This window comes from Streptomyces himastatinicus ATCC 53653 (assembly GCF_000158915.1).
In the GTDB taxonomy this organism is placed as follows: Bacteria; Actinomycetota; Actinomycetes; order Streptomycetales; family Streptomycetaceae; genus Streptomyces; species Streptomyces himastatinicus.
In genome coordinates this window covers 7,684,753-7,704,604 of the sequence record NZ_GG657754.1, presented here as the reverse complement: position 1 = coordinate 7,704,604, position 19,852 = coordinate 7,684,753, and the positions used below count along the sequence as shown (strand labels likewise).

The 19,852-nt window shown below is 72.0% G+C and carries 14 protein-coding genes and 4 pseudogenes; 10 read left to right on the top strand and 8 right to left on the bottom strand.

Annotated elements, in window-relative coordinates; genetic code table 11:
- Positions 1 to 209, bottom strand: a pseudogene (locus tag SSOG_RS54140) (phosphatase PAP2 family protein); the annotation flags it as partial.
- A gap of 205 nt (positions 210 to 414) precedes the next feature.
- Here SSOG_RS54140 and SSOG_RS32700 point away from each other — a divergent pair.
- On the top strand, positions 415 to 2,325 hold the full coding sequence (locus SSOG_RS32700; protein WP_009718543.1) for an ABC transporter ATP-binding protein: 1,911 nt from the start codon (positions 415 to 417) through the stop codon (positions 2,323 to 2,325).
- 222 nt (positions 2,326 to 2,547) lie between these two features.
- On the opposite strand, the pseudogene SSOG_RS32695 reads toward SSOG_RS32700, so the two are convergent.
- Positions 2,548 to 3,038 (bottom strand): annotated as a pseudogene (locus SSOG_RS32695) (inorganic diphosphatase).
- A 182-nt stretch (positions 3,039 to 3,220) separates the two neighbouring features.
- Here SSOG_RS32695 and SSOG_RS32690 point away from each other — a divergent pair.
- Positions 3,221 to 4,264 carry a medium chain dehydrogenase/reductase family protein gene (locus tag SSOG_RS32690; protein WP_009718541.1) on the top strand — a complete coding sequence of 348 codons (1,044 nt, stop codon included), beginning with the start codon at positions 3,221 to 3,223 and terminating at the stop codon, positions 4,262 to 4,264.
- A 112-nt stretch (positions 4,265 to 4,376) separates the two neighbouring features.
- Positions 4,377 to 5,003, top strand: a complete 627-nt coding sequence (locus tag SSOG_RS32685; RefSeq protein ID WP_039939236.1) for a GntR family transcriptional regulator — start codon at positions 4,377 to 4,379, stop codon at positions 5,001 to 5,003.
- Positions 5,004 to 5,018: 15 nt separating this feature from the next.
- Here SSOG_RS32685 and SSOG_RS32680 read toward each other — a convergent pair whose 3' ends face one another.
- The 3 genes from SSOG_RS32680 to SSOG_RS32670 all read right to left on the bottom strand — a co-directional run bounded on the left by SSOG_RS32680 (position 5,019) and on the right by SSOG_RS32670 (position 7,630).
- Complete coding sequence (locus SSOG_RS32680) at positions 5,019 to 5,381, bottom strand: cupin domain-containing protein (RefSeq protein WP_009718539.1); 363 nt, start codon at positions 5,379 to 5,381, stop codon at positions 5,019 to 5,021.
- On the bottom strand, positions 5,378 to 6,184 hold the full coding sequence (locus SSOG_RS32675; RefSeq protein ID WP_009718538.1) for a carbon-nitrogen hydrolase family protein: 807 nt from the start codon (positions 6,182 to 6,184) through the stop codon (positions 5,378 to 5,380). The genes SSOG_RS32680 and SSOG_RS32675 overlap by 4 nt, the downstream gene beginning before the upstream one ends.
- Positions 6,185 to 6,274: 90 nt before the next feature.
- Positions 6,275 to 7,630, bottom strand: a complete 1,356-nt coding sequence (locus SSOG_RS32670) for an MFS transporter (protein ID WP_009718537.1) — start codon at positions 7,628 to 7,630, stop codon at positions 6,275 to 6,277.
- A gap of 160 nt (positions 7,631 to 7,790) precedes the next feature.
- Here SSOG_RS32670 and SSOG_RS32665 point away from each other — a divergent pair, with 160 nt between their 5' ends.
- A complete protein-coding gene (locus SSOG_RS32665) occupies positions 7,791 to 8,504 on the top strand; it encodes a DUF2848 domain-containing protein (protein ID WP_009718536.1) in 714 nt (237 codons plus the stop codon).
- An 89-nt stretch (positions 8,505 to 8,593) separates the two neighbouring features.
- Here the strand turns inward: SSOG_RS32665 and SSOG_RS32660 are convergent, their stop codons facing one another.
- Together SSOG_RS32660 and SSOG_RS32655 are read right to left on the bottom strand one after the other, a co-directional pair.
- Complete coding sequence (locus tag SSOG_RS32660) at positions 8,594 to 9,037, bottom strand: SPW repeat protein (RefSeq protein ID WP_009718535.1); 444 nt, start codon at positions 9,035 to 9,037, stop codon at positions 8,594 to 8,596.
- A gap of 142 nt (positions 9,038 to 9,179) precedes the next feature.
- Positions 9,180 to 9,557, bottom strand: coding sequence for a 5-carboxymethyl-2-hydroxymuconate Delta-isomerase (locus SSOG_RS32655; RefSeq protein WP_009718534.1), 378 nt, complete (start codon positions 9,555 to 9,557; stop codon positions 9,180 to 9,182).
- A 100-nt stretch (positions 9,558 to 9,657) separates the two neighbouring features.
- On the opposite strand from SSOG_RS32655, the gene SSOG_RS57600 reads away from it, so the two are divergent.
- The gene (locus SSOG_RS57600; protein WP_257231808.1) at positions 9,658 to 9,789 is read left to right on the top strand and encodes a hypothetical protein; all 132 of its coding nucleotides are present in this window, start codon (positions 9,658 to 9,660) and stop codon (positions 9,787 to 9,789) included.
- 131 nt (positions 9,790 to 9,920) lie between these two features.
- Complete coding sequence (locus SSOG_RS32650; RefSeq protein WP_009718533.1) at positions 9,921 to 10,544, top strand: winged helix-turn-helix domain-containing protein; 624 nt, start codon at positions 9,921 to 9,923, stop codon at positions 10,542 to 10,544.
- Positions 10,545 to 10,610: 66 nt separating this feature from the next.
- On the opposite strand, the gene SSOG_RS32645 is transcribed toward SSOG_RS32650, so the two are convergent.
- Entirely contained in the window at positions 10,611 to 12,806 is a 2,196-nt protein-coding gene (locus tag SSOG_RS32645; RefSeq protein ID WP_009718532.1) for an MMPL family transporter, read from the bottom strand.
- 259 nt (positions 12,807 to 13,065) lie between these two features.
- On the opposite strand from SSOG_RS32645, the gene SSOG_RS32640 reads away from it, so the two are divergent.
- The 4 genes and pseudogenes from SSOG_RS32640 to SSOG_RS32625 all read left to right on the top strand — a co-directional run.
- On the top strand, positions 13,066 to 14,340 hold the full coding sequence (locus SSOG_RS32640; RefSeq protein ID WP_009718531.1) for a sensor histidine kinase: 1,275 nt from the start codon (positions 13,066 to 13,068) through the stop codon (positions 14,338 to 14,340).
- Between the two features lie 85 nt (positions 14,341 to 14,425).
- On the top strand, positions 14,426 to 15,094 hold the full coding sequence (locus tag SSOG_RS32635; protein WP_009718530.1) for a LuxR C-terminal-related transcriptional regulator: 669 nt from the start codon (positions 14,426 to 14,428) through the stop codon (positions 15,092 to 15,094).
- A gap of 101 nt (positions 15,095 to 15,195) precedes the next feature.
- Positions 15,196 to 18,344 (top strand): annotated as a pseudogene (locus SSOG_RS32630) (alpha-N-acetylglucosaminidase).
- A gap of 408 nt (positions 18,345 to 18,752) precedes the next feature.
- Positions 18,753 to 19,766 (top strand): annotated as a pseudogene (locus SSOG_RS32625) (hypothetical protein); the annotation flags it as partial.
- Positions 19,767 to 19,852: the final 86 nt, after the last annotated feature.

Below are 19,852 nucleotides of genomic sequence, written 5' to 3'. Positions count from 1 at the left end.
TCGCTCGCCGCTTCCAGCAGCGCCACGGGGGCGTCGGCCACCGCTCCGGTGAGCGCGCGGTACGCGGACGCCGAGGCTCCATGTCCGACCTCGACGGGGCCGGGGTCCCCCAGCCCGCCCGGGGAGAGCAGGACGACCGCCGCGGCGCCCGCGGCGAGCAGCGCCGCGGCCCCCAGGAGCCGGACGGTGTGGTGAGAGTGCGTTGGCATGGCCCCGAACGTAGGAGCGGCCGACGCCGGGGACCCGGGCCGAACGGCAGGGCGGGACCTTGACGATGGTCAGGGTTGACGAAGAGGCGGACAGGACACGGCCGTTCCACGATCGTGTGGACCTCCGCCGTACGCCTGCGGCCCCGCCCGCTTTGCGGCAAGGTGGCCGGCACCGCCGTGCTGGACCGCATCGTCAGGGGGATCCGTGGCAGCGTCGCAGGCCGCCGGGCAACCGGCAGGACAACCGGACGGGGCCGGTGAGGAGTTGCGGTTCCGGCCGCCCACGCCGGAGGCCCTGGAGACGATCACCACCCAGGCCATGGCCCGCCGTCTCCCACAACTGGTGCGCCGATCCCTGGGGTTGGCGTGGCGGGTGGACCGCAGGGCGGTCGTGACGCTGTTGCTGTGCCAGGCGCTCGCGGGGTTCTTCGAGGCGTTCGGGCTGCTGGCGACCACCGGCACCATCACGGCGCTCATCTCGTCCGGGCACATCGGCGAGCGGCTGCGCGAGGCGCTGCCGTCGATCGCGGTGCTGGCCGGGGCGGCGGGGCTGCGGGCGCTGCTGGGGATCGCGGTGTCGAACATCTCCAGCAGGCTGTCGCCGCGGATCTCGCGGGAGGCCGAGACCCAGATGCTGGACGCGGCGATCAACGCTGAGCTGGCGGCGTACGACAACCCCGGGTTCAACGACAAGTGGGACGCGGCGGACCGGGGCGCCGAGGTCGCGCAGGATCTGATCGTCGAGTCGCAGCAGCTGATGGCGTGTCTGGCCTCGCTGATCGCGGCGGCCGGGGTGGTGACCGTGCTGCATCCGGCGCTGCTGCCGCTGTTGCTGCTGGCCGCGCTGCCGCAGGGGATCGCGGGGATGAAGGGCGCGCGGGTGCAGTACGAGACGAGCCGGGCGATGAGCGCGGACCGGCGCACGCTCGGGCTGCTGCGCTGGTACATGGTGGACAAGGACATCGCCGACCAGCTGCGTTCGGGCACCATGGCGTCGTTCCTCCTGGAGCGGTACCGGTCGATCGGCGCGCGGGTGGACGCCGCGACGGACAAGGCCGTGCACCGGGGCGCGCGGTACGCGGTGGCGGGGGCGCTGGCCGGGGGTTTCGCGTCGGGTCTTGTGTGGGCGTCGCTGGCGCTGCTGCTGGGGTCCGGGCAGATGTCGGTGGCCTCGGCGGGGACCGCGGTGTTCGCGCTGCGGACGGTGGGCTCGTCGCTCCAGGGGATGGTCGGGTACGGGACGCGGCTGTTCCGTACGGGGCTGTACCTGGACGACTGGGCGGAGTTCATCGAGGAGGCGGGCGGGCACCGGATGCGGCGCGGCAGCCGAGTGCCGGACGTACCGCGGGTGATCCGGGCCGAGGGGCTGACGTACGCCTACCCGGAGTCGGAGGCTCCGGCGCTCGCCGGGGTGAGCCTGGAGGTGCGGCGCGGCGAAGTGCTGGCGCTGGTCGGGGAGAACGGCTCCGGCAAGACCACCCTGAGCAAGCTGCTGACGGGGCTGTACCTGCCCACCGGGGGCGCGGTGACCTGGGACGGTACGAGCACCGACGAGCTGGACCCGCAGGCGATGTGGCAGCACACCGCCGTCGTGCCGCAGGACTACGCCCACTGGCCGCTGTCCGCGCGCGACAACATCACCCTCGGGCAGCCGCACGGCGGGGACGAGACGGTGCGGACGGCGGCGGTCCGCTCCGGGGCGCACGAGGTGGTCGACGGGCTGCGCAGCGGTCTCGACACGCTGCTGGCCCGTCAGTGGTGGGGCGGGGTGGAGCTGTCCGGCGGGCAGTGGCAACGGATCGCGCTGGCCCGCGCGTTCCACCGGCCCGCCGGGCTGCTGGTGATGGACGAGCCGACCAGCGCCCTCGACGCGCGCGCCGAGCACCGGATCTTCGCCGGGCTGCGGCGGATGGCGCGGGACCGCGCGGTCGTCCTGGTGACGCACCGGCTGGCGAACGTCGCGGTGGCCGACCGCATCGTGGTGCTGGACCGCGGCCGGGTGATCCAGCAGGGCACGTTCGAGGAGCTGACCCGATCGCCGGGCCTGTTCCGGGAGTTGTGGGAGCTCCAGAACGACCGCGGGGTGCCGGCTCCGCGCCGCGGCGGGACCGCGTAGGTCCTGTCCGGCGGATCTTCGTGGATCAGGCCGCGGCGTCTGGTGCAGGGGGCACCTCCCGGCGGTAGCCGGGGGAGCATCGCAAGGCGGAGGATCGTCCTCGTACTGGGCGTACTCGGATGATTCCGACAACGCAGCGAGGTGCGGCCCGCCGCGGCAGCGGCTGATGTCACAGCGGCGTCGCGACCCCGCGAAGATCCGCCGGACAGGGCCTGGCGGGCCTCAGCGCGCGCGGGCGCGGGAGGCGGCGATCTCGGCGTACGCCTGGTCGCGGCCCTCCCAGTGGGATCCCTCGACGGACTTGCCGGGTTCGAGGTCCTTGTAGACGTCGAAGAAGTGGGTGATCTCCATGCGGTCGAACTCCGGGACGTCGTCGATGTCCTGGACGTCCACGTAGCGCGGATCGTGGGCGGGCACGCAGAGGATCTTCTCGTCCGGGCCCTTCTCGTCGCGCATGCAGTACATCCCGATGGCCCGGCACAGGATCACGCAGCCCGGGAAGGTGGGCTCGCCGACGGTGACCAGGGCGTCGAGCGGATCGCCGTCGCGGCCGAGGGTGTGGGTCGATATAGCCCGTATTCGGCCGGGTATTTGGTGGCGGTGAACAGCATCCGGTCCAGCCGGATGCGCCCGGCCTCGTGGTCCATCTCGTACTTGTTGCGGGACCCTTCGGGGATCTCCACGACGACGTCGAATTCGGCGGCGGACTCCATCGCGACCTCCGGTCACCGGTGGGCGTGCTTCCAGTGTGCGCCGTGCGAGCCGCTCACGCCCTGCTGTGGCGATGGGCGCGCGCCCCGGGCTTGACACATCGAGACTAACAGCCTCATTGTTCTGTTAGAAGCTCTCACGGTCACTAGAAGACCTCACGAGTCACGAGAAAACGGAGCCCGCCATGTCGCCCGCCTCGCCCGCCTCGCTCACCGAAGTCGTCCTGCCCGGCCGGGTGGACCCGGAGGGGCTCCAGCTCCGCACCCGCCCGGTGCCCGAGCCCGGGCCCGGACAGGTCCTGGTGGCCGTCGAGGCGTCCGGGGTCTCGTTCGCCGAGCAGCAGATGCGCCGCGGCAAGTACTACGACCAGCCGCCGTTCCCCTTCGTGCCCGGGTACGACCTGGTGGGCACGGTCGCCGAGACGGGCGCGGGGGTGGATCCGGGGCTGCGCGGCCGCCGGTTCGCCGTGCTGACCAAGGTCGGCGGATGGGCCAGTCACGTACTGGCCGACGCGGGCGACCTGGTCGCCGTGCCGGACGGAGTGGGCGCCGCCGAGGCCGAGACGGTGGTGGTCAACGGGATCACGGCCTGGCAGATGCTGCACCGGGTGGCCGGGGCCCGCGCCGGGACGACCGTGCTGGTCCACGGGGCCAACGGCGGGGTGGGCTCCACCCTGGTCCAGCTCGCCCGCCGCGCCGGAATCACGGTCATCGGCACCGCGTCACCCCGCCACCACGACGCGGTACGGGCGCTGGGCGCCACCCCCGTCGACTACCGCGACCCGGATCTGGCCGCGCGGGTGCGCGAGCTGGCGCCCGGCGGGGTGGACGCGGTGTTCGACCACGTCGGCGGCGAGGGCATCGTGGACTCGTTCCGGTTGCTGGCCCGCGGGGGCACGCTCGTCTCGTACGGCACGGCGGCCACCCGGGACGTACCCGGCTCGTCCCGGGCGCCGGTGCTCAAGCTGTTCGCCCGGCTCCTGCTGTGGAATCTGCTGCCCAACGGCCGGAAGGCGCACTTCTACAACCTGTGGGCGGGCAGCCGGCGCCGCGCCGCCTACCAGGCGAGGCTGCGCGAGGATCTGGGCCAGGTCCTCGCACTGCTCGCGAGCGGTGAGTTCACCGCCCAGGTGGCCGCCCGGATCCCGCTCTCGGAGGCCGCGCGGGCGATGCGGCTGGCGGAGTCCGGCACGGTCACCGGCAAGGTCGTCCTCGTGAGCGGCTCCTGAGCACGCGGTAACGGCCCCTGAACCGCGGGAACGGCTGCTGAACCGCGGACCCCGCACCCTTCTGCCGTGATAATTTTCGTATACGAGTGGTATGCGAGGAGGCAAGGGCCCAGTGCAGTCCGGACGAGAAAAGGCGTACGCGTTCCTCAAGGAGACCGTGCTGACCGATCCCGACATGCAGGGCCGGTTCCTCACCGAGCAGGAGATCGCCGACCGGATCGGCATCTCCCGGACGCCCATCCGCGAGGCGCTGCTGCTGCTCGCGGCCGAGGACCTGGTGCAGTTGGTGCCCAAGCGGGGTGCGCACATCGCGCCGCTGTCCGGCCGGGAGATCACCGAACTGATGGAGCTGCGCGGGATCGTCGAGCGCTACGCCGCCGAACAGGCCATCGAGCAGCGGAAGGTGCCGGTCGATGAGCTGACGGAGCTGCTGGAGCGGCAGCGCGGGCTCAGCGGGCCCGAGCATGCCAAGGAGTTCATCGCCGTGGACCACCTCTTCCACGCGACCATGGTCGCGTCGGTGGGCAATGAACTCCTCAACCGGCACTACGACGGGCTGCGCAGCCGCCAGATCCGCGCCGGGGTGGTCGCGCTGTACAACCGGACCGGCCGCCAGGAGGCGGTGCTCGCCGAGCACCGGGCGATCCTGGACGCGGTCGCCTCCGGCGACCCGGAGGCGGCGCGCACCGCGATCAGCGGCCATCTGGAGTCGACGCTCAAGGTGCTCCTGGCGGGCTGAGCGCGCCAGGCCGGCTCAGCCCCCGTCGGCCGCCGGGTAGGTGATCACCAGCATCGTCACCCCGTGGTCGGAGATCCACGGACCATGGGGCATGCCCGGCGGGCGGCACGCGTACTCGCCCTGCGAGAAGGTCCGCCCCAGCGTCAGGTCACGCATATCGCCCTCGATCAGGTAGACCTCCTCCCAGAAGTCATGGCGGACGACTCCGGACCCCGAGGTGTCCGTGCCCGGCTCCCACCGGACGAGCGCCGTGCGATGCGCACCGCTCCCGTCCGCGGCGAGGGTCTGCTCCCGGACGCCCGGGGCCGCCCCCTCGGGCGCCTGCCAGGCGCCCGAGGGACGGTGGAATTCCAGCTCGGGCTTGTCCCGCCCGCTCATGCGCGGGTGCCCAGCTTACGGTTGGCCAGGACGGACACCGTGCGGCGCACCGCGGCGACCTCCTCGGTGGCGACGTCCGCCACCAGCAGTCCGGGCGCCGCCTCCAGCCGCTCGCGTACGGTCCCGTCGGGGCCGACGAGGGCGCTGTACCCGATGCCGGTGGGGGCGCTCGTCGACGGAACCTCGGCACCGCTCGCCGCCGGGTCGGCCTGGCCCACGGCGGCCAGCCATACGGTGGCGTCCAGCGCCCGCGCCCGGGTCAGCAGCTCCCACTGCTCGCGCTTGCCGGGGCCCGCGCCCCAGGAAGCGGGCAGCAGCGACAGCACCGCGCCCGCGTCGGCGTGCGCCCGGAACAGCTCCGGGAACCGTACGTCGTAGCAGGTGGCGAGGCCGATCCGGACGCCGTCCAGCTCGAAGGTCACCACCTCCGAGCCGGGGGCCACGGTCTTGGACTCGGCGAAGCCGAAGGCGTCGTACAGGTGGATCTTGTCGTACGCGGCCTCGACACCGTCGCCGGTGGCCAGCAGGGTGTTGGTGACCCGCCCGTCGGGGGCCGGGGTGAACATGCCCGCCACGACGACGAGCCCGGCGTCCCGCGCGATCCGCCGGACCTCGGTGGCCCACGGACCGTCCAGCGGTTCGGCGAGCGGGCCCAGCTTGGTCCCGAAGCACGCCATGGCGGCCTCCGGGAAGACGACGATCCGGGCGCCGTCCGCCGCCGCGCGCAGGGCCTGCTCGCGCAGGGTGGCGAGGTTCTCCTTCGGGTCAGGGCCGGTGGTGATCTGGCTCAGTGCGATGCGCATGGGGTGTGTTGCCTTCCCTGATCGGCGCGGTGGGTGACGTGGCGATGATGCCCCGCGCGGGGCACGGCTGCCCGTCCCGGGGGTGGTTCGTCAGCCGGTCGTGACCGACGAATGGTGCGGTGCGGCCACCGTGTCCGGCTCCTCGTCCTGGGCGGGTGCCGCGTCCCGGCCCAGCCACAGCCCGGTGACCGTGACCACCGCCGTGAGCGCGATGTAGAGCGCCAGCGGCTGCCAGGCGTGATAGGTCCCGAGCAGCGTCGTGAACAGCAGCGGTGCGATCGCGCCGCCGACGACTCCGGCCAGGGTGTACGCGAGGGAGGAGCCCGTGTAGCGCAGCCGCGGGGAGAACTGCTCGGCGATGAAGGCCGCCTGCGGCCCGTACATCAGCGAGTGGATCACCAGCGCGCCGACCACACCGAGGGTGAGCAGCGCCCAGCTGCCGCCCGCGACCAGCGGGAAGAAGAGGAAGGGCCAGACGCCCGCGGCGACGGCGGAGGCCCCGTACAGCCACCGCCGGTTGACCCGGTCGGAGAGCGCTCCGGCCAGCGGGATCAGGAAGATCTGGAGGGAGGAGCCGATGAGGACGGCGGTCAGCGCGGAGCCGCGCGACATGCCCAGTTCCCCGGTGGCGTAGGTGAGCACGAAGACCGTGAACATCGCGTACAGCACATCGGGTGCGATGCGGCAGAGAATGGCCGCGGTCAGCGCCCGTGGCTGGGAGGTGAACACCTCGCGCACCGGCGCCTCGGGGCGGTCCTGCGCGGCCTCCATCGCCTTGAAGACCGGGGTCTCCTCCAGCTTGGCGCGGACCCACAGCCCGAAGACCACCAGCACACCGGAGAGCAGGAACGCCACTCGCCAGCCCCAGGACAGGAACTGGTCCTCCGTCAGCGCGGCGCCCAGCCCGGCGAGCACGCCGTTGGCGAGGAGATTGCCCGCCGGGGGGCCGACCTGGGCGGCCGAGGCGAAGAAGCCGCGCCGCTGGGGATCGCCGTACTCGCTGGACAGCAGCACCGCGCCGCCCCATTCGCCGCCGACGCCGACGCCCTGCGCGAAGCGCAGCAGCACCAGGGCGGCGGGGGCCGCGACGCCGACGGTGGCGTACGTGGGCAGCAGCCCGATCAGCAGGGTCGCGGCGCCGATGAGCACCAGGGTCGCGATCAGCACCTTCTTCCGGCCGATGACGTCTCCGAGCCGCCCGAAGACGAAGCCGCCCAGCGGGCGGGAGACATAGCCGACGGCGTAGGTGGAGAACGCCAGGAGGGTGCCGGTGAACGGGTCCTTGGAGGGGAAGAAGAGGTCGCCGAAGACCAGCGCCGCGGCGGCGGAGTAAACGGCGAAGTCGTACCACTCCAGGGCGGTTCCGGTCAGGCTGGCGATGAAGGCGCGGCGGACCGCGGGTCCGTCGGCCCGGGGCTCTGGTGGGGCCTTGGAGGTGCGCTGCATGGTCCGTCCTCGGGGTGGTGCGGGGGTGGGTGCGTATTCAGAGGGTGCACGTGCTGGAGGGGTCTTGCGTGATGCACGGCTTCCGGCATACTTGTTGTATACCGAGCGTATGCGCAACCCCCTAGAGGGAAGTTCCTCGCGATATGGAGTGCACACCCCCATGACGACGCAGCCGACGCAGTCCCCCCGGCCCGCCCTGTCCTTCGAACTCCCCGACGGCTCCACCCGGCGGGTGGAGGTCGTCCAGGTGCTCAACGCGGGCTACGCCGGACGCAGCCAGGAGGACGTGGCCGCCCATGTCGCCGAACTGGCCGAGCTGGGCGTCCCCGCGCCCAGCGTGACGCCCGCCCTCTACCCCATCTCCCCCTACCTCGCCCAGCAGACCGGCCGGGTCAGCGTCCAGCACGGCCGCACCTCGGGCGAGGCGGAATGGGCGCTGGTCGTGGCCGAGGGCGGCGAGCTGCTGCTCACCGCCGCCTGCGACCACACCGACCGGGAGCTGGAGGTGCACGGCGTGGCCTGGAGCAAGAACGCAGGCCCCGATGTGCTCGCCGCCCGCGCCTGGCGCCTGGCGGATGTGGACGCGCGGCTGGACGATCTGACCCTGCGGGCCTGGGTCAGCCATGACGGCACGGAGACCGAGGTGCAGAGCGGCACCCTGGCCGAGCTGCTGCCGCCCGCGTACTGGGTCGAGGTGCTGCGCGAGCGCGGCGACCTGGTGCCGGGCACGGTGCTGATCTCCGGCACGATCCCGATGACGGAGGGTGTCGACCAGTTCGCCGACCGCTGGCGGGTGGAGCTGGGCGATCCGGCCACCGGCGACGTCATCGAGTGCTCCTACGACGTGGTCCCGATGCCGGAGCCGATCGGCTGAACGCACACGCTACGCGCGACAACGGACCAGGCCGTCGGCCCGGTCCGTTGTCGCTCGTAGCGTGTGGTGACGTGTCCTTCAGCTCTCGGTCAGGTCGCTTCCCGTCCCTTCCGCATCACCACGCCGGCGGCGATCAGGCCGAACAGGCAGGTGAGGGCGCCGATGAGCACGTTGTTCCAGATCATTCCGGCATCTGCTCCCCTGGCAACGACCCAGGGAGAAATGATCATCCATACACCGATCGCGGACATGGCCCAGCACAGGCTGTACATCCTCCTCGGCGCCGACGTGAGGCCGATGCCCAGCAGGGCGATGGCCAGGCCGAGGACGAGGTTGTTGACCATGAGGTCGGGGCTGGTGCTCGAGAAGTGCACCACCCAGGGGGAGATGGCGAAGTACAGACCGGCCAGCAGCACCGGTCCGTCGAGGAAGACAACATCCCGCGCGTCCATCATGCGAGCGAAGCGCTCACGCATCTCGGACACGTCGGGGTGGCCCTTGAGATCACCTCGGGTACGTGAGACGTCGGCCATACGACTCGCCTCCTTCGTTCCATGCAAGTCTGACCGCGCAGTACGGCAATGCCGCCGCACCACCATTGTGCGCCTCGGCTCGCTTTATAGGTAGATGTCGGATTGGCTCCGCTACCCGAGGTGTCCGCGAGGTCCGAGAGACCTAAGAGGACTGCGGGGTGGCCTCCTCGTGCTTCACGTACCAGGCGCGGTCCAGGTCGGTGATGTTCACGGTGGTCTGCACGGTCAGGCCCGGCACCGGCGCCACATGGGCGCGTGCGACGTCCAGCACGGCGCGGGACAGCTCCGCCTTCGTCCCGGCGTCCCGCCCGGACAGGATCGCCACCTCGATGTGGATCATGGCGAGATGGGGCGCCCCGTCGGCGATGACCGCCTCGTCGACCCGGCGGAACCGGGTCTTGCACCCGGCCACCGCGGTGTCGATGGTCTTGGCGACGACCGGGTGCAGGGCGGTGCCGAAGCCCTGGCGGTCGAAGGCGTCGGCGAGGGTGTCGGAGTATTCGACGACGATGTGCGGCATGGGCGGGGCTCCTCATCGGGAGTGCGGGGTGGAGTGGGCATCGTCGCACCCTGCCCGGGACCCGAGCGCCCGGGGCCGTTCTTCTGCTTCAATAGGGGGCATGGTCAGCCTCATCAACGCCGCGACGGGTCGTCTCGACCTGGAGCCGTTCTGGCCGTCCCGGCAGGCGCACCACTTCGACCGCGAGTGTTGCCGCGCATCCGTTGCGCGGGCCCGCTCGCTCGGCTGCTGACGCCGCCCCACCCGGCCGCTCGGCATCCCCCGCCCGGTTCAGGGGCACCCTTTCCCCGTTCCGAGGCCCCTCGGCCCAGCCCGCGCGCATGACGTCCACCGACGCCCCTTAGCGCGAAAGAGCTGACTCCCATGACGAACCTCCGTACCCTCTCCGCCTCCTCAGCCACCTCCCCCGCCGCCACGGTGCCCGGACGGCCTCCGCTCGCCGGCCGGCAGCGGCTACGAGCCGTCGCCAGGGACGAGGTGCCCCCCGTCGACGACTTGCTGCACCCCGGCGCCACCTGGCTGCCCGCTCCCCCGCACACCGTCCCGGCCCTCCCCGGGCAGCCGCCGATGATCGGCTATCTGGTGCTGGTCCCGGCCGACCAGCAGGAGCGCCAGGGGGCCGCGTCCGCCGCACCCAGCGCACCCCCGGCGCCCGCCGCGTCCGTCGCCTCGTCCGCCGCCGCGCCGCTCCCCACCGACGAGGGCCCGGTGCGGATCGACCCCGAGCAGCGGACCGTGCAGGTCGCGGGGCATCCGCTCGACCTCACGTACCTGGAGTTCGAGCTGCTGGCCCATCTCGTCGCCCATCCGCACCGGGTGCACACCCGCGATCAGCTGGTGACGACGGTGTGGGGGTACGGACACGTCGGCGACGGCCGGACCGTGGACGTCCATGTCGCCCGGCTGCGCCGCAAGTTGGGCGCGGAACACCGGGGGTCGATCGTGACGGTGCGGCGCGTGGGCTACAAGTACGTGCCGAGCGCGTAGCACGGCGAGGAGCGCCGTACGGGCCGCGACTCGGCCCGTACGGCGCTCCTCCGTGGGCGCCGCTCCTCAGCGATCGGCCCCCACCAGTGGGCGGGACTCCGCGGGGGCCGGAGCCTCGCCATGGTTCACGTTCGGCAGCCACCGCAGCGCGCGCGGCAGATACCAGGTGCGCTCGCCCAGCAGCGCCATCGCCGAGGGCAGCAGCAGCATCCGTACGAGGGTGGCGTCCACCAGCACCGCGACCGCGAGCCCGACGCCCATCTGCTGCATGTCCTGCATCCGCAGCAGCGCCAGCACCGAGAACACCGCGACCATGATGGTGGCCGCCCCGGTGACGGAGCCCGCCGTCGTGCGGATGCCCTCGCGGATCGCCTCGCGCGTCGTCAGGCCGCGGTCGTGGGCCTCACGGATCCGCGAGACCACGAAGACGTGGTAGTCCATCGACAGCCCGAAGAGGATGACGAGGACGAACAGCGGCATCCACGACTCGATCGCCCCGGCCGGCTCCATGCCCAGCAGCTCCGCGCCCCAGCCGTGCTGGAAGACGGCGGTCATGGTGCCGTAAGCGGCGCCCACCGACAGCAAGTTGAGCAGGATCGACACGATCGCGATCGGCAGCGAGCGGAAGCACACCAGCATCAGCAGGAAGGTCACCGCGGCGATGAAGACGAACACCGGTGCGATGTCGGTCTTCAGCTGGTCGGTGAAGTCGCGATTCTCGGCGAGTTCACCGCCCACGTACGCCTGGTCGGAGACCGGGCCGAGGACGTCCGGCACCAGGTCGTCGCGCAGGGTGTCCAGCGCGCGCTGTGACGTCGCGTTCTCGCCGTTCCCCGCGAGCGGCACCTCGATACGGGCCACCCCCTGCTCGGCGTGCAGCTCGACCTCGACGGCCTTGCCGAACCGGCCGGAGTCGGCCAGCTGCCGCTTGAAGTCGGTGACGGCAGCGCCGAAGCGGGACGAGGAGATGTCGTCGGCGCGCACCACCACCTCGGCCGGGGCCGGGCCGCCCGGGAACGCTCCGGTGATCTCCTTGTACGCCACCGTCAGCGGGGCGTCCGAGCCGAACTGGTCCTCCATGCCGAGGTTTTCGGTCTTCATCCCGAGCGCCGGGGCGCACATCACCAGCAGCAGGGCGGCCGAGACGGCGGCGAACAGCTTCGGCCTGGCCAGGACGGGCTTCATGAGCGTGCCGGAGATCCCGCCGCTGGCGTGGGCGCCCTTGTCACGGCGGCGGTTGAGCAGCGGCACCCGGCCCTTGTCGACCCGGTCGCCGAGCCAGGACAGCGTGGCGGGCAGGACCGTCACCGACCCCAGCATGGCCATCAGGACGACCAGCAGGGTGGCGACCGCGAAGCCCTGGAAGAGCATCAGCCCGGACAGGAACATGCCCGACATCGCCAGCATGACCGTGATCCCCGAGACCAGCACCGCCCGGCCGCTGGTCTCCGCCGCGATGCGCAGCGCGGTCTCCGGATCCCGGCCCGCGGCCCGCTCGTCCCGCTCGCGCCGCAGGTAGAACAGGCAGTAGTCGACGCCGACGGCCAGCCCGACCAGGAACATCACCGAGTTGGTGGAGTCGTACAGCGGCAGCTTGTGGCTGACCAGGGCCAGCAGCCCGAAGGTGCCGATGCAGGCGGTCACCCCGAGCAGCACCGGCAGCAGGGCCGCGACCAGCGCCCCGAAGACCACCAGCAGGATGCCCAGCGCCAGGGGGACGGCCGTGAACTCGGCCTTCTTGAAGTCGTTCTTCAGCATCCCGTCCAGCTCGTGCTGCGCTGTCGCGTCGCCGAACTCATGGGCGGTGATCCCGCGGTGGGCCGACTCGGTCGCCGCCACCGCGTCCAGGACGGGCTTCACCCGCTCTCCCGCGGTGTCCGGATCGCCCTTCAGCTGGAAGGCGACCAGCCCCTCACGGCCACTGGCCGACCGCACCGGCGGCTGGATCCGCGCGGTCTCCCCGGTCTTCTCCAGCCGGGCGCTCAGATCGCGGGCCGCGGCCCGCCAGCCGTCCGGGTCCGTGCTGCGCAGCATCACCATCTCGCCGGCCGGGGTGCTGAGCCCGGCGTCCTCGAGGACCTTCTGGGCGCGTGCGGAGTCGCCCGCGCCGTTCTCGGAATTGGTCATCTGCCGGGAGCCGGACATGCCACCGACGACGGCGACGACCACCACGAACAGCAGCCATCCGATGATCGCGGACTTGCGGTGACGGGTGCTCCACCCGCCGAGCCGCACGGCCAGGCCTCGCCTCGTTGTGCTCATGGCGTCTCTCCCACTGGGGATGTGTACGGAATACGGACCGGATCGGTCATGTCCTAGACGCTAGAAAACGGCGCGTTCCCGCCCCAGCCGGGCAACCCCCGAATCCCCGAGCCATAGGGCGAGGGCCGGGGGGTGGTGCTAGGTGTACCCCCGGGCGGGGCGCGGCCCCCGTGACCGATCATGCGGCGTCCAGCAGACTGAGGACATCGGAGGGGCAGGAAGCCGCACCGCACAGCTGAAAAACCCTGGAGGGCGTGGGATGAAGGTCCGCAAGAGACTGTCGGCCTGTGTGCAGGGGCTCGGGGTATCCGTTCTCGCGCTCATGTCGATCGTCGTCTCCGTCCTGACCGTCCTGTCCATCGCCTTCATCCCGCTGGGCCTGGGGGTCCTCACCACCCCGGCGATGGTGGGCGTGCTGCGCAAGCACGCGAATCAGCGCCGGTTACTGGCGGCGAAGTGGTCCGGCGTCCAGATCCGGATGCCGTACCGTCCGCTTCCCCACGACCGGCGCTCCGGGATCACCGGTCAGGTGGAGCTGTGCACCTTCCTGCTGAAGGACCCGGCGACCTGGCGCGACCTGCTCTGGCTCCAGGTCGACATGACCGCCGGGTACGTGATCGCGCTGCTGGCGTTCGCCTTCCCGCCGTACGGGGTCGAGGGCTCCGTCCTGGCCGCCGGGGTCTGGGAGCCGATCGTCGACGCGGGCGGCACCTACTGGTACGCGTTCGTCCCCGTGACCTCGCAGGGCACCGCGAACCTGGCCGCCCTGACCGGCATCGGCCTCATCGCACTGGGCCTGTTCGTCTCGCCCCTGCTGCTGCGCACCCACTTCCTGCTGGCCGGCGCCTTCCTCGCCCCCACCCCGCAGATGACCCTCGCCGCGCGCGTCGAGCGGCTCACCGAGACCCGGACCGACGCCGTGGACACCTCCGCCGCCGAGCTGCGCCGCATCGAACGCGATCTGCACGACGGCGCACAGGCCCGGCTCGTCGCCATGGGCATGAGCCTGGGGACCATCGAGGCGCTCATCGAGAAGGACCCGGCCAAGGCCAAGGAACTCCTCGCCGCGGCCCGCACCAACTCCGCCGAGGCGCTGGCCGAACTGCGCGATCTGGTCCGCGGCATCCACCCGCCGGTCCTGGCCGAACGCGGCCTGGGCGACGCGGTGCGCGCCCTCGCCCTGCGGATGACGATCCCGGTGGAGACGGAGGTGGAGGTTCCGGGCCGGTTCGCGGAACCGGTCGAGGCGGCCGCGTACTTCGCCATCAGCGAGATCCTCACCAACGCGGCCAAGCACTCCGGCGCCGCGCGTATGTGGCTCGACATCCACCACGAGGCCGGGATGCTGCGCATCGCGGTCACCGACAACGGCAACGGCGGCGCCAGCGTCGCGCAGGGCGGCGGCCTCAGCGGCATCGAACGGCGGCTGGGCACCTTCGACGGCGTCCTCGCCGTCAGCAGCCCGCCCGGCGGCCCCACCATGGTGACGATGGAGATCCCCTGCGCCCCGGTCGCCCCGCGACCGACGGTCTGAGCACCAACGGGGACCCTACGACGGTACATTCGACGCATTCGGCCCGGAGTGCCGTTCCGGGCCCGATGACGTCATGGAGCCCGCCGTGCGCGTAGTCGTTGCCGAGGATCTGTTCCTGCTCAGGGACGGGTTGGTACGGATGCTGGAGGCCTACGATTTCGAGATCGCGGCCGCCGTCGAGAGCGGACCGGAGCTGACGCGGGCGCTGGCGGAGCTGAAACCGGACGTGGCCGTGGTGGACGTACGGCTGCCCCCGTCGTTCACCGACGAGGGCCTCCAGTGCGCGCTGGCGGCGCGTCGGGAGCGGCCCGGCCTGCCGGTGCTGGTGCTGTCGCAGCACGTCGAGCAGTTGTACGCGCGCGAGCTGCTGGCCGACGGGAGCGGCGGCATCGGCTATCTCCTCAAGGACCGGGTCTTCGACGCGGACCAGTTCATCGACGCGGTGCGGCGGGTCTCCGAGGGCGGTACGGCGATGGACCCGCAGGTCATCTCGCAGCTGCTGACCCGGCGCTCACAGGACCGGCCGATGGGACATCTGACGCCGCGGGAGCGCGAGGTGATGGAGCTGATGGCGCAGGGCCGGTCGAACGCGGCGATCGCCGCGCAGCTGGTGGTGACCGAGCGGGCCGTCGCCAAGCACACCTCCAACATCTTCGGGAAGCTCGGCCTGCCGCAGTCCGACGACGACAACCGCCGGGTGCTGGCCGTATTGGCGTACCTGGACCGGGGGCGGGCGGAGCCGAACGGGCGATAACGGCGGCTCCCCCGGCGCGCGCGCCCCATTGCTCCCGCCCCATATCGCTGGTTAAGTGCCCTGCGCACCACAACCGTTGGCCGTTGTCCGTTGGGGGGCGCATGAGCGACCTGAGCAGACGCACGCTGATCGGAACCGCCGGAGCACTCGGGGCCGGGGCCGCGTTAGGGGTCCACTCCCCCGCGCTGGCCGACACGCCAGGGCCACCACAGGACGACACCGCACAGGACACCGCCGTGACCGCCTTCTCCACCGCCCCCGCGCGCGCCGCACTGCGGCGGCTGCTCCCCGACCACGCCGAGCAGTTCCGGCTGGTGGCGCTCCCCGGGGGCAAGGGGAAGAAGGAGCGGTTCGAGGTCACCGGATCGACGGGACGTATCACCGTGGCCGGGACGAGCCCCGCGGTGCTGCTCACCGGCGTCCACTGGTACCTCAAGTACACCTGCCACACCCAGATCACCTGGGCGGGCGATCAGCTGGAGCTGCCGAAGAAGCTGCCCGCGCCGGGCGGCACCGTGGAGCGGTCGACCGCGCTGCCGCACCGCTTCGCGTTCAACGACACCCACGACGGCTACACCGCCCCGTTCGCCGACTGGGACCGCTGGGAACACCTGATCGACGTCGCGGCCCTGCACGGCAGCAACGAGCTGCTGGTCACCGCGGGCCAGGAGGTCGTCTACCACCGGCTGCTCCAGGACTTCGGCTATACGGACGCGGAGCTGCGCGCCTGGCTGCCCACCCCGGCCCACCAGCCGTGGTTCCTGATGCAGAACATGAGCGAGTGGGGCGGCCCGGTGTCCACGGCGCTGCTGGAGAAGCGGACCGACCTGGGGCGGCGCATCGCCGACCGGCTGCGGGAGCTGGGCATGCGGCCCGTCTTCCCCGGCTACTTCGGCACCGTCCCCGACGGCTTCGCCGACCGCAACCCGGGGGCGCACACCGTGCCGCAGGGCGACTGGAACGGGCTCCGGCGGCCCGACTGGCTGGATCCGCGCACCGACGCGTTCCACGAGGTGGCCGCGGCCTTCTACCGCCACCAGCACGACCTGTTCGGCGCGTGCGACCTGTTCAAGATGGACCTGCTGCACGAGGGCGGCAACGCCGGTGACGTCTCCGTACCGGACGCCGCGCGCGCCGTCGAGAAGGCGCTCCAGACCTCCCGCCCCGGTGCCATCTGGGTGATCCTGGGCTGGCAGTCCAACCCCCGGCGCGATCTGCTGGACGCGGTCGACCATGACCACATGCTGGTCGTGGACGGTCTGTCGGACCTGGACACGATCACCGACCGGGAGAAGGACTGGGGGTCGGTGCCGTACGCGTTCGGCACGATCCCCAACTTCGGCGGCCGTACGACCATCGGCGCCAAGACCCACATGTGGACCGAGCGGTTCACCGTCTGGCGGGACAAGCCCGGCAGCAAGCTGGTCGGCACGGCGTACATGCCGGAGGCGGTCGAACGCGATCCGGCGGCGTACGAGCTGTTCAGCGAGCTGGCGTGGCGGGATACGGCGGTGGACCGGGACGCGTGGTTCCGTGACTACGCCGACGTCCGCTACGGCGCGCGGGACGCCAAGGCGCGGGAGGCGTTCGCGGCGCTGCGCGACACCGCGTACCAGATCAGCAGCAAGGACGGCCGCCCCCACGACTCCGTCTTCGCCGCCCGGCCCTCCCTCACCGCCCGCTCCGGCACCAACTACGCCACCCACACCCCCGCCTTCGACCCGGCCCGCTTCGACGCGGCCCTGGCGGCGCTGCTGGGGGTACGGGCCGGGCTGCGCGACAGCGACGCGTACCGCTACGACCTCGCCGACACCGCCCGGCAGGCGCTCGCCAACCGCTCCTGGCAGCTGATCGGTCAGCTCGCGGACGCGTACGCGCGCAAGGACCTGGACACCTTCCGGGCGCTGTCCCGGCTGTGGCTCAAGCTGATGCGGCTGAGCGACGACATCACCGGCACCCACCGGCTCCTGCTGCTGGGCCCCTGGCTGGAGGACGCCAAGCGGATGGCCTCGGGCGCGGAGGAGTCCGCACAGCTGGAGTTCGCCGCGCGCGCCCTGATCACCACCTGGGCGGACCGGGGCGCCGCGGACCCCGGCAAGCTCGCCAACTACGCCAACCGCGACTGGAACGGCCTCATCGGCGACTTCCACGTGCCCCAGTGGCAGACCTACCTGGACGAGCTGGAGGACGCGCTCGCCGAAGGCCGCGCGCCGCGCACGTTCGACTGGTACACGGTCGAGGAGCCGTGGACGCGGGAGCGCAAGAGCTATCCGGTACGGCCGGTGGCGGACGCATGGCGCACCGCGAGCCGGGTGCACGACGCACTGGCCAAGGCCCCGTACCAGGGGACGCTGACCGTCGCCACGGAGCCGGGGACGCTGCCGCCGGGCGGCGCCGGGGTCATCACCGCGGCCCTGCGCAACGTCAACGGGCTGCGGGCCACCGGCCGTGTCGACTTCGACCTGTCCGTGACCGGCCTCGACCCCGCGCCGCAGGGCCCCACCTCGCTGCCGTCGGTGCCCGCGGCGGGCAGCGGCGAGGTCCGCTGGCGGGCCACCGCGCCCGACGGGCCGCTGGAGGATCCGCTGAAGCCGTATCCCTACGAACTCGCCGTACGGTACGGACCGCGCGGCGAGGACCGGGTGCGGGCGGTGCACACCGGCACCCTGTGGGTGGCGGGCCCCTTGGCCGACGGCTGGAAGACCGTCACCAACAACGGTGCGGCCTTCGGTCAGCTGGGCGAACGGTTCGCGATCGACGGGGCGGGCCAGGACCTGTGGAAGGCCACCGCGGAGTTCGGCGCCGCGTACCGGGCGGGCGCGCTGCGGTCCGGCGGGGCGGTGACGGTGAAGGTGGACGTGCAGGCCGTCACCGGGCCCTGGGCCCGCGCCGGGATCGCCGTCCGCAACGCGCTGGGCACGGCGGGCTCGCCCGGGTTCCTGAACCTGTCGGTCACGCCCGCCAACGGCGTCGTCCTGTCGTACGACTCGAACGGCGACGGCACGCTCGACACCTACCAGCGGATCACGGGCGTGAAGGCGCCGGTGCTGCTGCGGCTGACGCGCGCGTCCCGCCACCTCGTACACCGGCGAGCTGTCGACCGACGGCGGCGCGAACCTGGCGCAAGGTGGCGACGGTGACCGTGCCGGGCGCCGCGGCCGCGCAGGACGCCGGGCTGTTCATGAGCGCGGCGAACGGCGGCAGCGGGGCACGCGGCACGGTCGAGTTCAGCGGCTGGCGCGTGAGCTGAGGCCCCACGCCCACCCGTAGGCTCCGCCCCCGCTTCCGGTGGCAGAGCCGCCCGCTTTTTGAACCCTCCCCCAGCTGAAGCAGAGGGATTCCTGGCTCAGGAAGCCCCACAGGTCAGCGACCTGAAAGGTCTTACTCCCTCAACACCAGCCGGGACGGAACCTGCCCGGTCGCCCGAAAGCGTTGGGTTGCGCCGGCTTGGCTCTCGCTCGGCACGTTTGTGCGGGCTTGGTTCTCGCAACGCACGACACGCATCTTACCCGATCGCGTGGGCGACATTTCGCTCCAGAGGCGGAATACTGCTCTCTGCCCTGCTCTGCAGAGGTACGGTCCCTCTCCCGTCTGAAGGTCGGGGGCATCCTCGAAGGAGGCCAGGTGACCTCCTCGCCCCGCCGCTCGTTTACGCCACGTGGAGCAGCAGCAGGCGACAGCCACCCCCGACGATGACACCGATGCCGACACCGCGGGCCCGATCGACGTCGAGCAGGCCGAGGCCGCCATCGTCGAGCACTATCCGCGGCTGGTGCGGCTCGCGTATCTCATCCTGCCGCCCGGAATGGGCCGCACCCGGCGCGTCCTGGCCGCGCACGCGCTGGCGCAGCGCGCCCTGCCGCGCAACCAGGCCAGGCCCGAGGTCCAGGAGGTCGAGCTGCCGTGGCAGCGCGGCACCAAGGGCACGGCGGGCGACGCGGGGTACGCCTACGTGCGGCTGCGTGTGCTGCGCTCCGCGCTGCGGGCCGCGCGGCCGCGGCGCCCGTGGATGCTGTCGGCGCCGCTGCCCCTGGTGTGGGGGCTGCGGCTGTTCCCCCGGTCCGGCGGGGCCGATGAACTCGCCCTGGACAAGGCGCTGTCCGAGCTGACGGGCCCCGGCCGGGCCGCGTACGTGCTGCGCGAGCTGGAGCGTCTCGAGGACCGCGAGGTGCGGGCGCTGCTCCAGGCCGCGGGGGTGGACGGGGACGACGCGCTGGACGCGCTCGACGAGGCGGACGAGGTGCCGGAACCGGCGGGCAGCCGGGACGACGGTTCGCTGCTGGAGTCGGCCGAGTTCGACCCGTGTTCGCTCCAGGCGCGCCCCACCGATCTGATGCGCCGCCGCCAGCATCTGCGGGCGCTGCTGGTGGCCGTGGTGGCGCTGGTGGTGTGCGGGTCGCTGCTGGGGATGCCGGGCGAGGGCTGGGGGCGCGGCGGTGCGGCGGCGCCGACGAAAACCCGAAACCCGTCCTCCGAACGGGTTTTTGTTTTTGCGAGCGGTTGACCCCCGCCGAGCCCTTCGCGTGGCGCACCGCGACCCGCGCGGACTTCTCGTCCTGGCCCGCCCGCGGTGTTTTTTCTCGGCGACACCGCGCTGCTGCGCCGCGCGCTGGCGGTCTGGGCGCGGCCGGGGAGTTTGGTGCGGGTGTCGGCGGCGGTGGGTACGCTGTCGGTGGCTGCTGTTTTGGTCGTCGCAGCTGCTGTTCTTTGTGTTTTTTTTATCAGTTTGTGTTTGTTGTTTCTTTTTTTTTTTTTTTT

Bases quoted from the DNA above. Each gene is read 5' to 3' on its own strand.
- SSOG_RS32670 (WP_009718537.1), bottom strand. From the start codon at position 7,630: ATGCAGCGCACCTCCAAGGCCCCACCAGAGCCCCGGGCCGACGGACCC.
- SSOG_RS32645 (WP_009718532.1), bottom strand. From the start codon at position 12,806: ATGAGCACAACGAGGCGAGGCCTGGCCGTGCGGCTCGGCGGGTGGAGC.
- SSOG_RS32660 (WP_009718535.1), bottom strand. From the start codon at position 9,037: ATGGCCGACGTCTCACGTACCCGAGGTGATCTCAAGGGCCACCCCGAC.
- SSOG_RS32665 (WP_009718536.1), top strand. From the start codon at position 7,791: ATGACGACGCAGCCGACGCAGTCCCCCCGGCCCGCCCTGTCCTTCGAA.
- SSOG_RS32640 (WP_009718531.1), top strand. From the start codon at position 13,066: ATGAAGGTCCGCAAGAGACTGTCGGCCTGTGTGCAGGGGCTCGGGGTA.
- SSOG_RS32690 (WP_009718541.1), top strand. From the start codon at position 3,221: ATGTCGCCCGCCTCGCCCGCCTCGCTCACCGAAGTCGTCCTGCCCGGC.
- SSOG_RS32680 (WP_009718539.1), bottom strand. From the start codon at position 5,381: ATGAGCGGGCGGGACAAGCCCGAGCTGGAATTCCACCGTCCCTCGGGC.
- SSOG_RS32655 (WP_009718534.1), bottom strand. From the start codon at position 9,557: ATGCCGCACATCGTCGTCGAATACTCCGACACCCTCGCCGACGCCTTC.
- SSOG_RS32675 (WP_009718538.1), bottom strand. From the start codon at position 6,184: ATGCGCATCGCACTGAGCCAGATCACCACCGGCCCTGACCCGAAGGAG.
- SSOG_RS32650 (WP_009718533.1), top strand. From the start codon at position 9,921: ATGACGAACCTCCGTACCCTCTCCGCCTCCTCAGCCACCTCCCCCGCC.
- SSOG_RS57600 (WP_257231808.1), top strand. From the start codon at position 9,658: ATGGTCAGCCTCATCAACGCCGCGACGGGTCGTCTCGACCTGGAGCCG.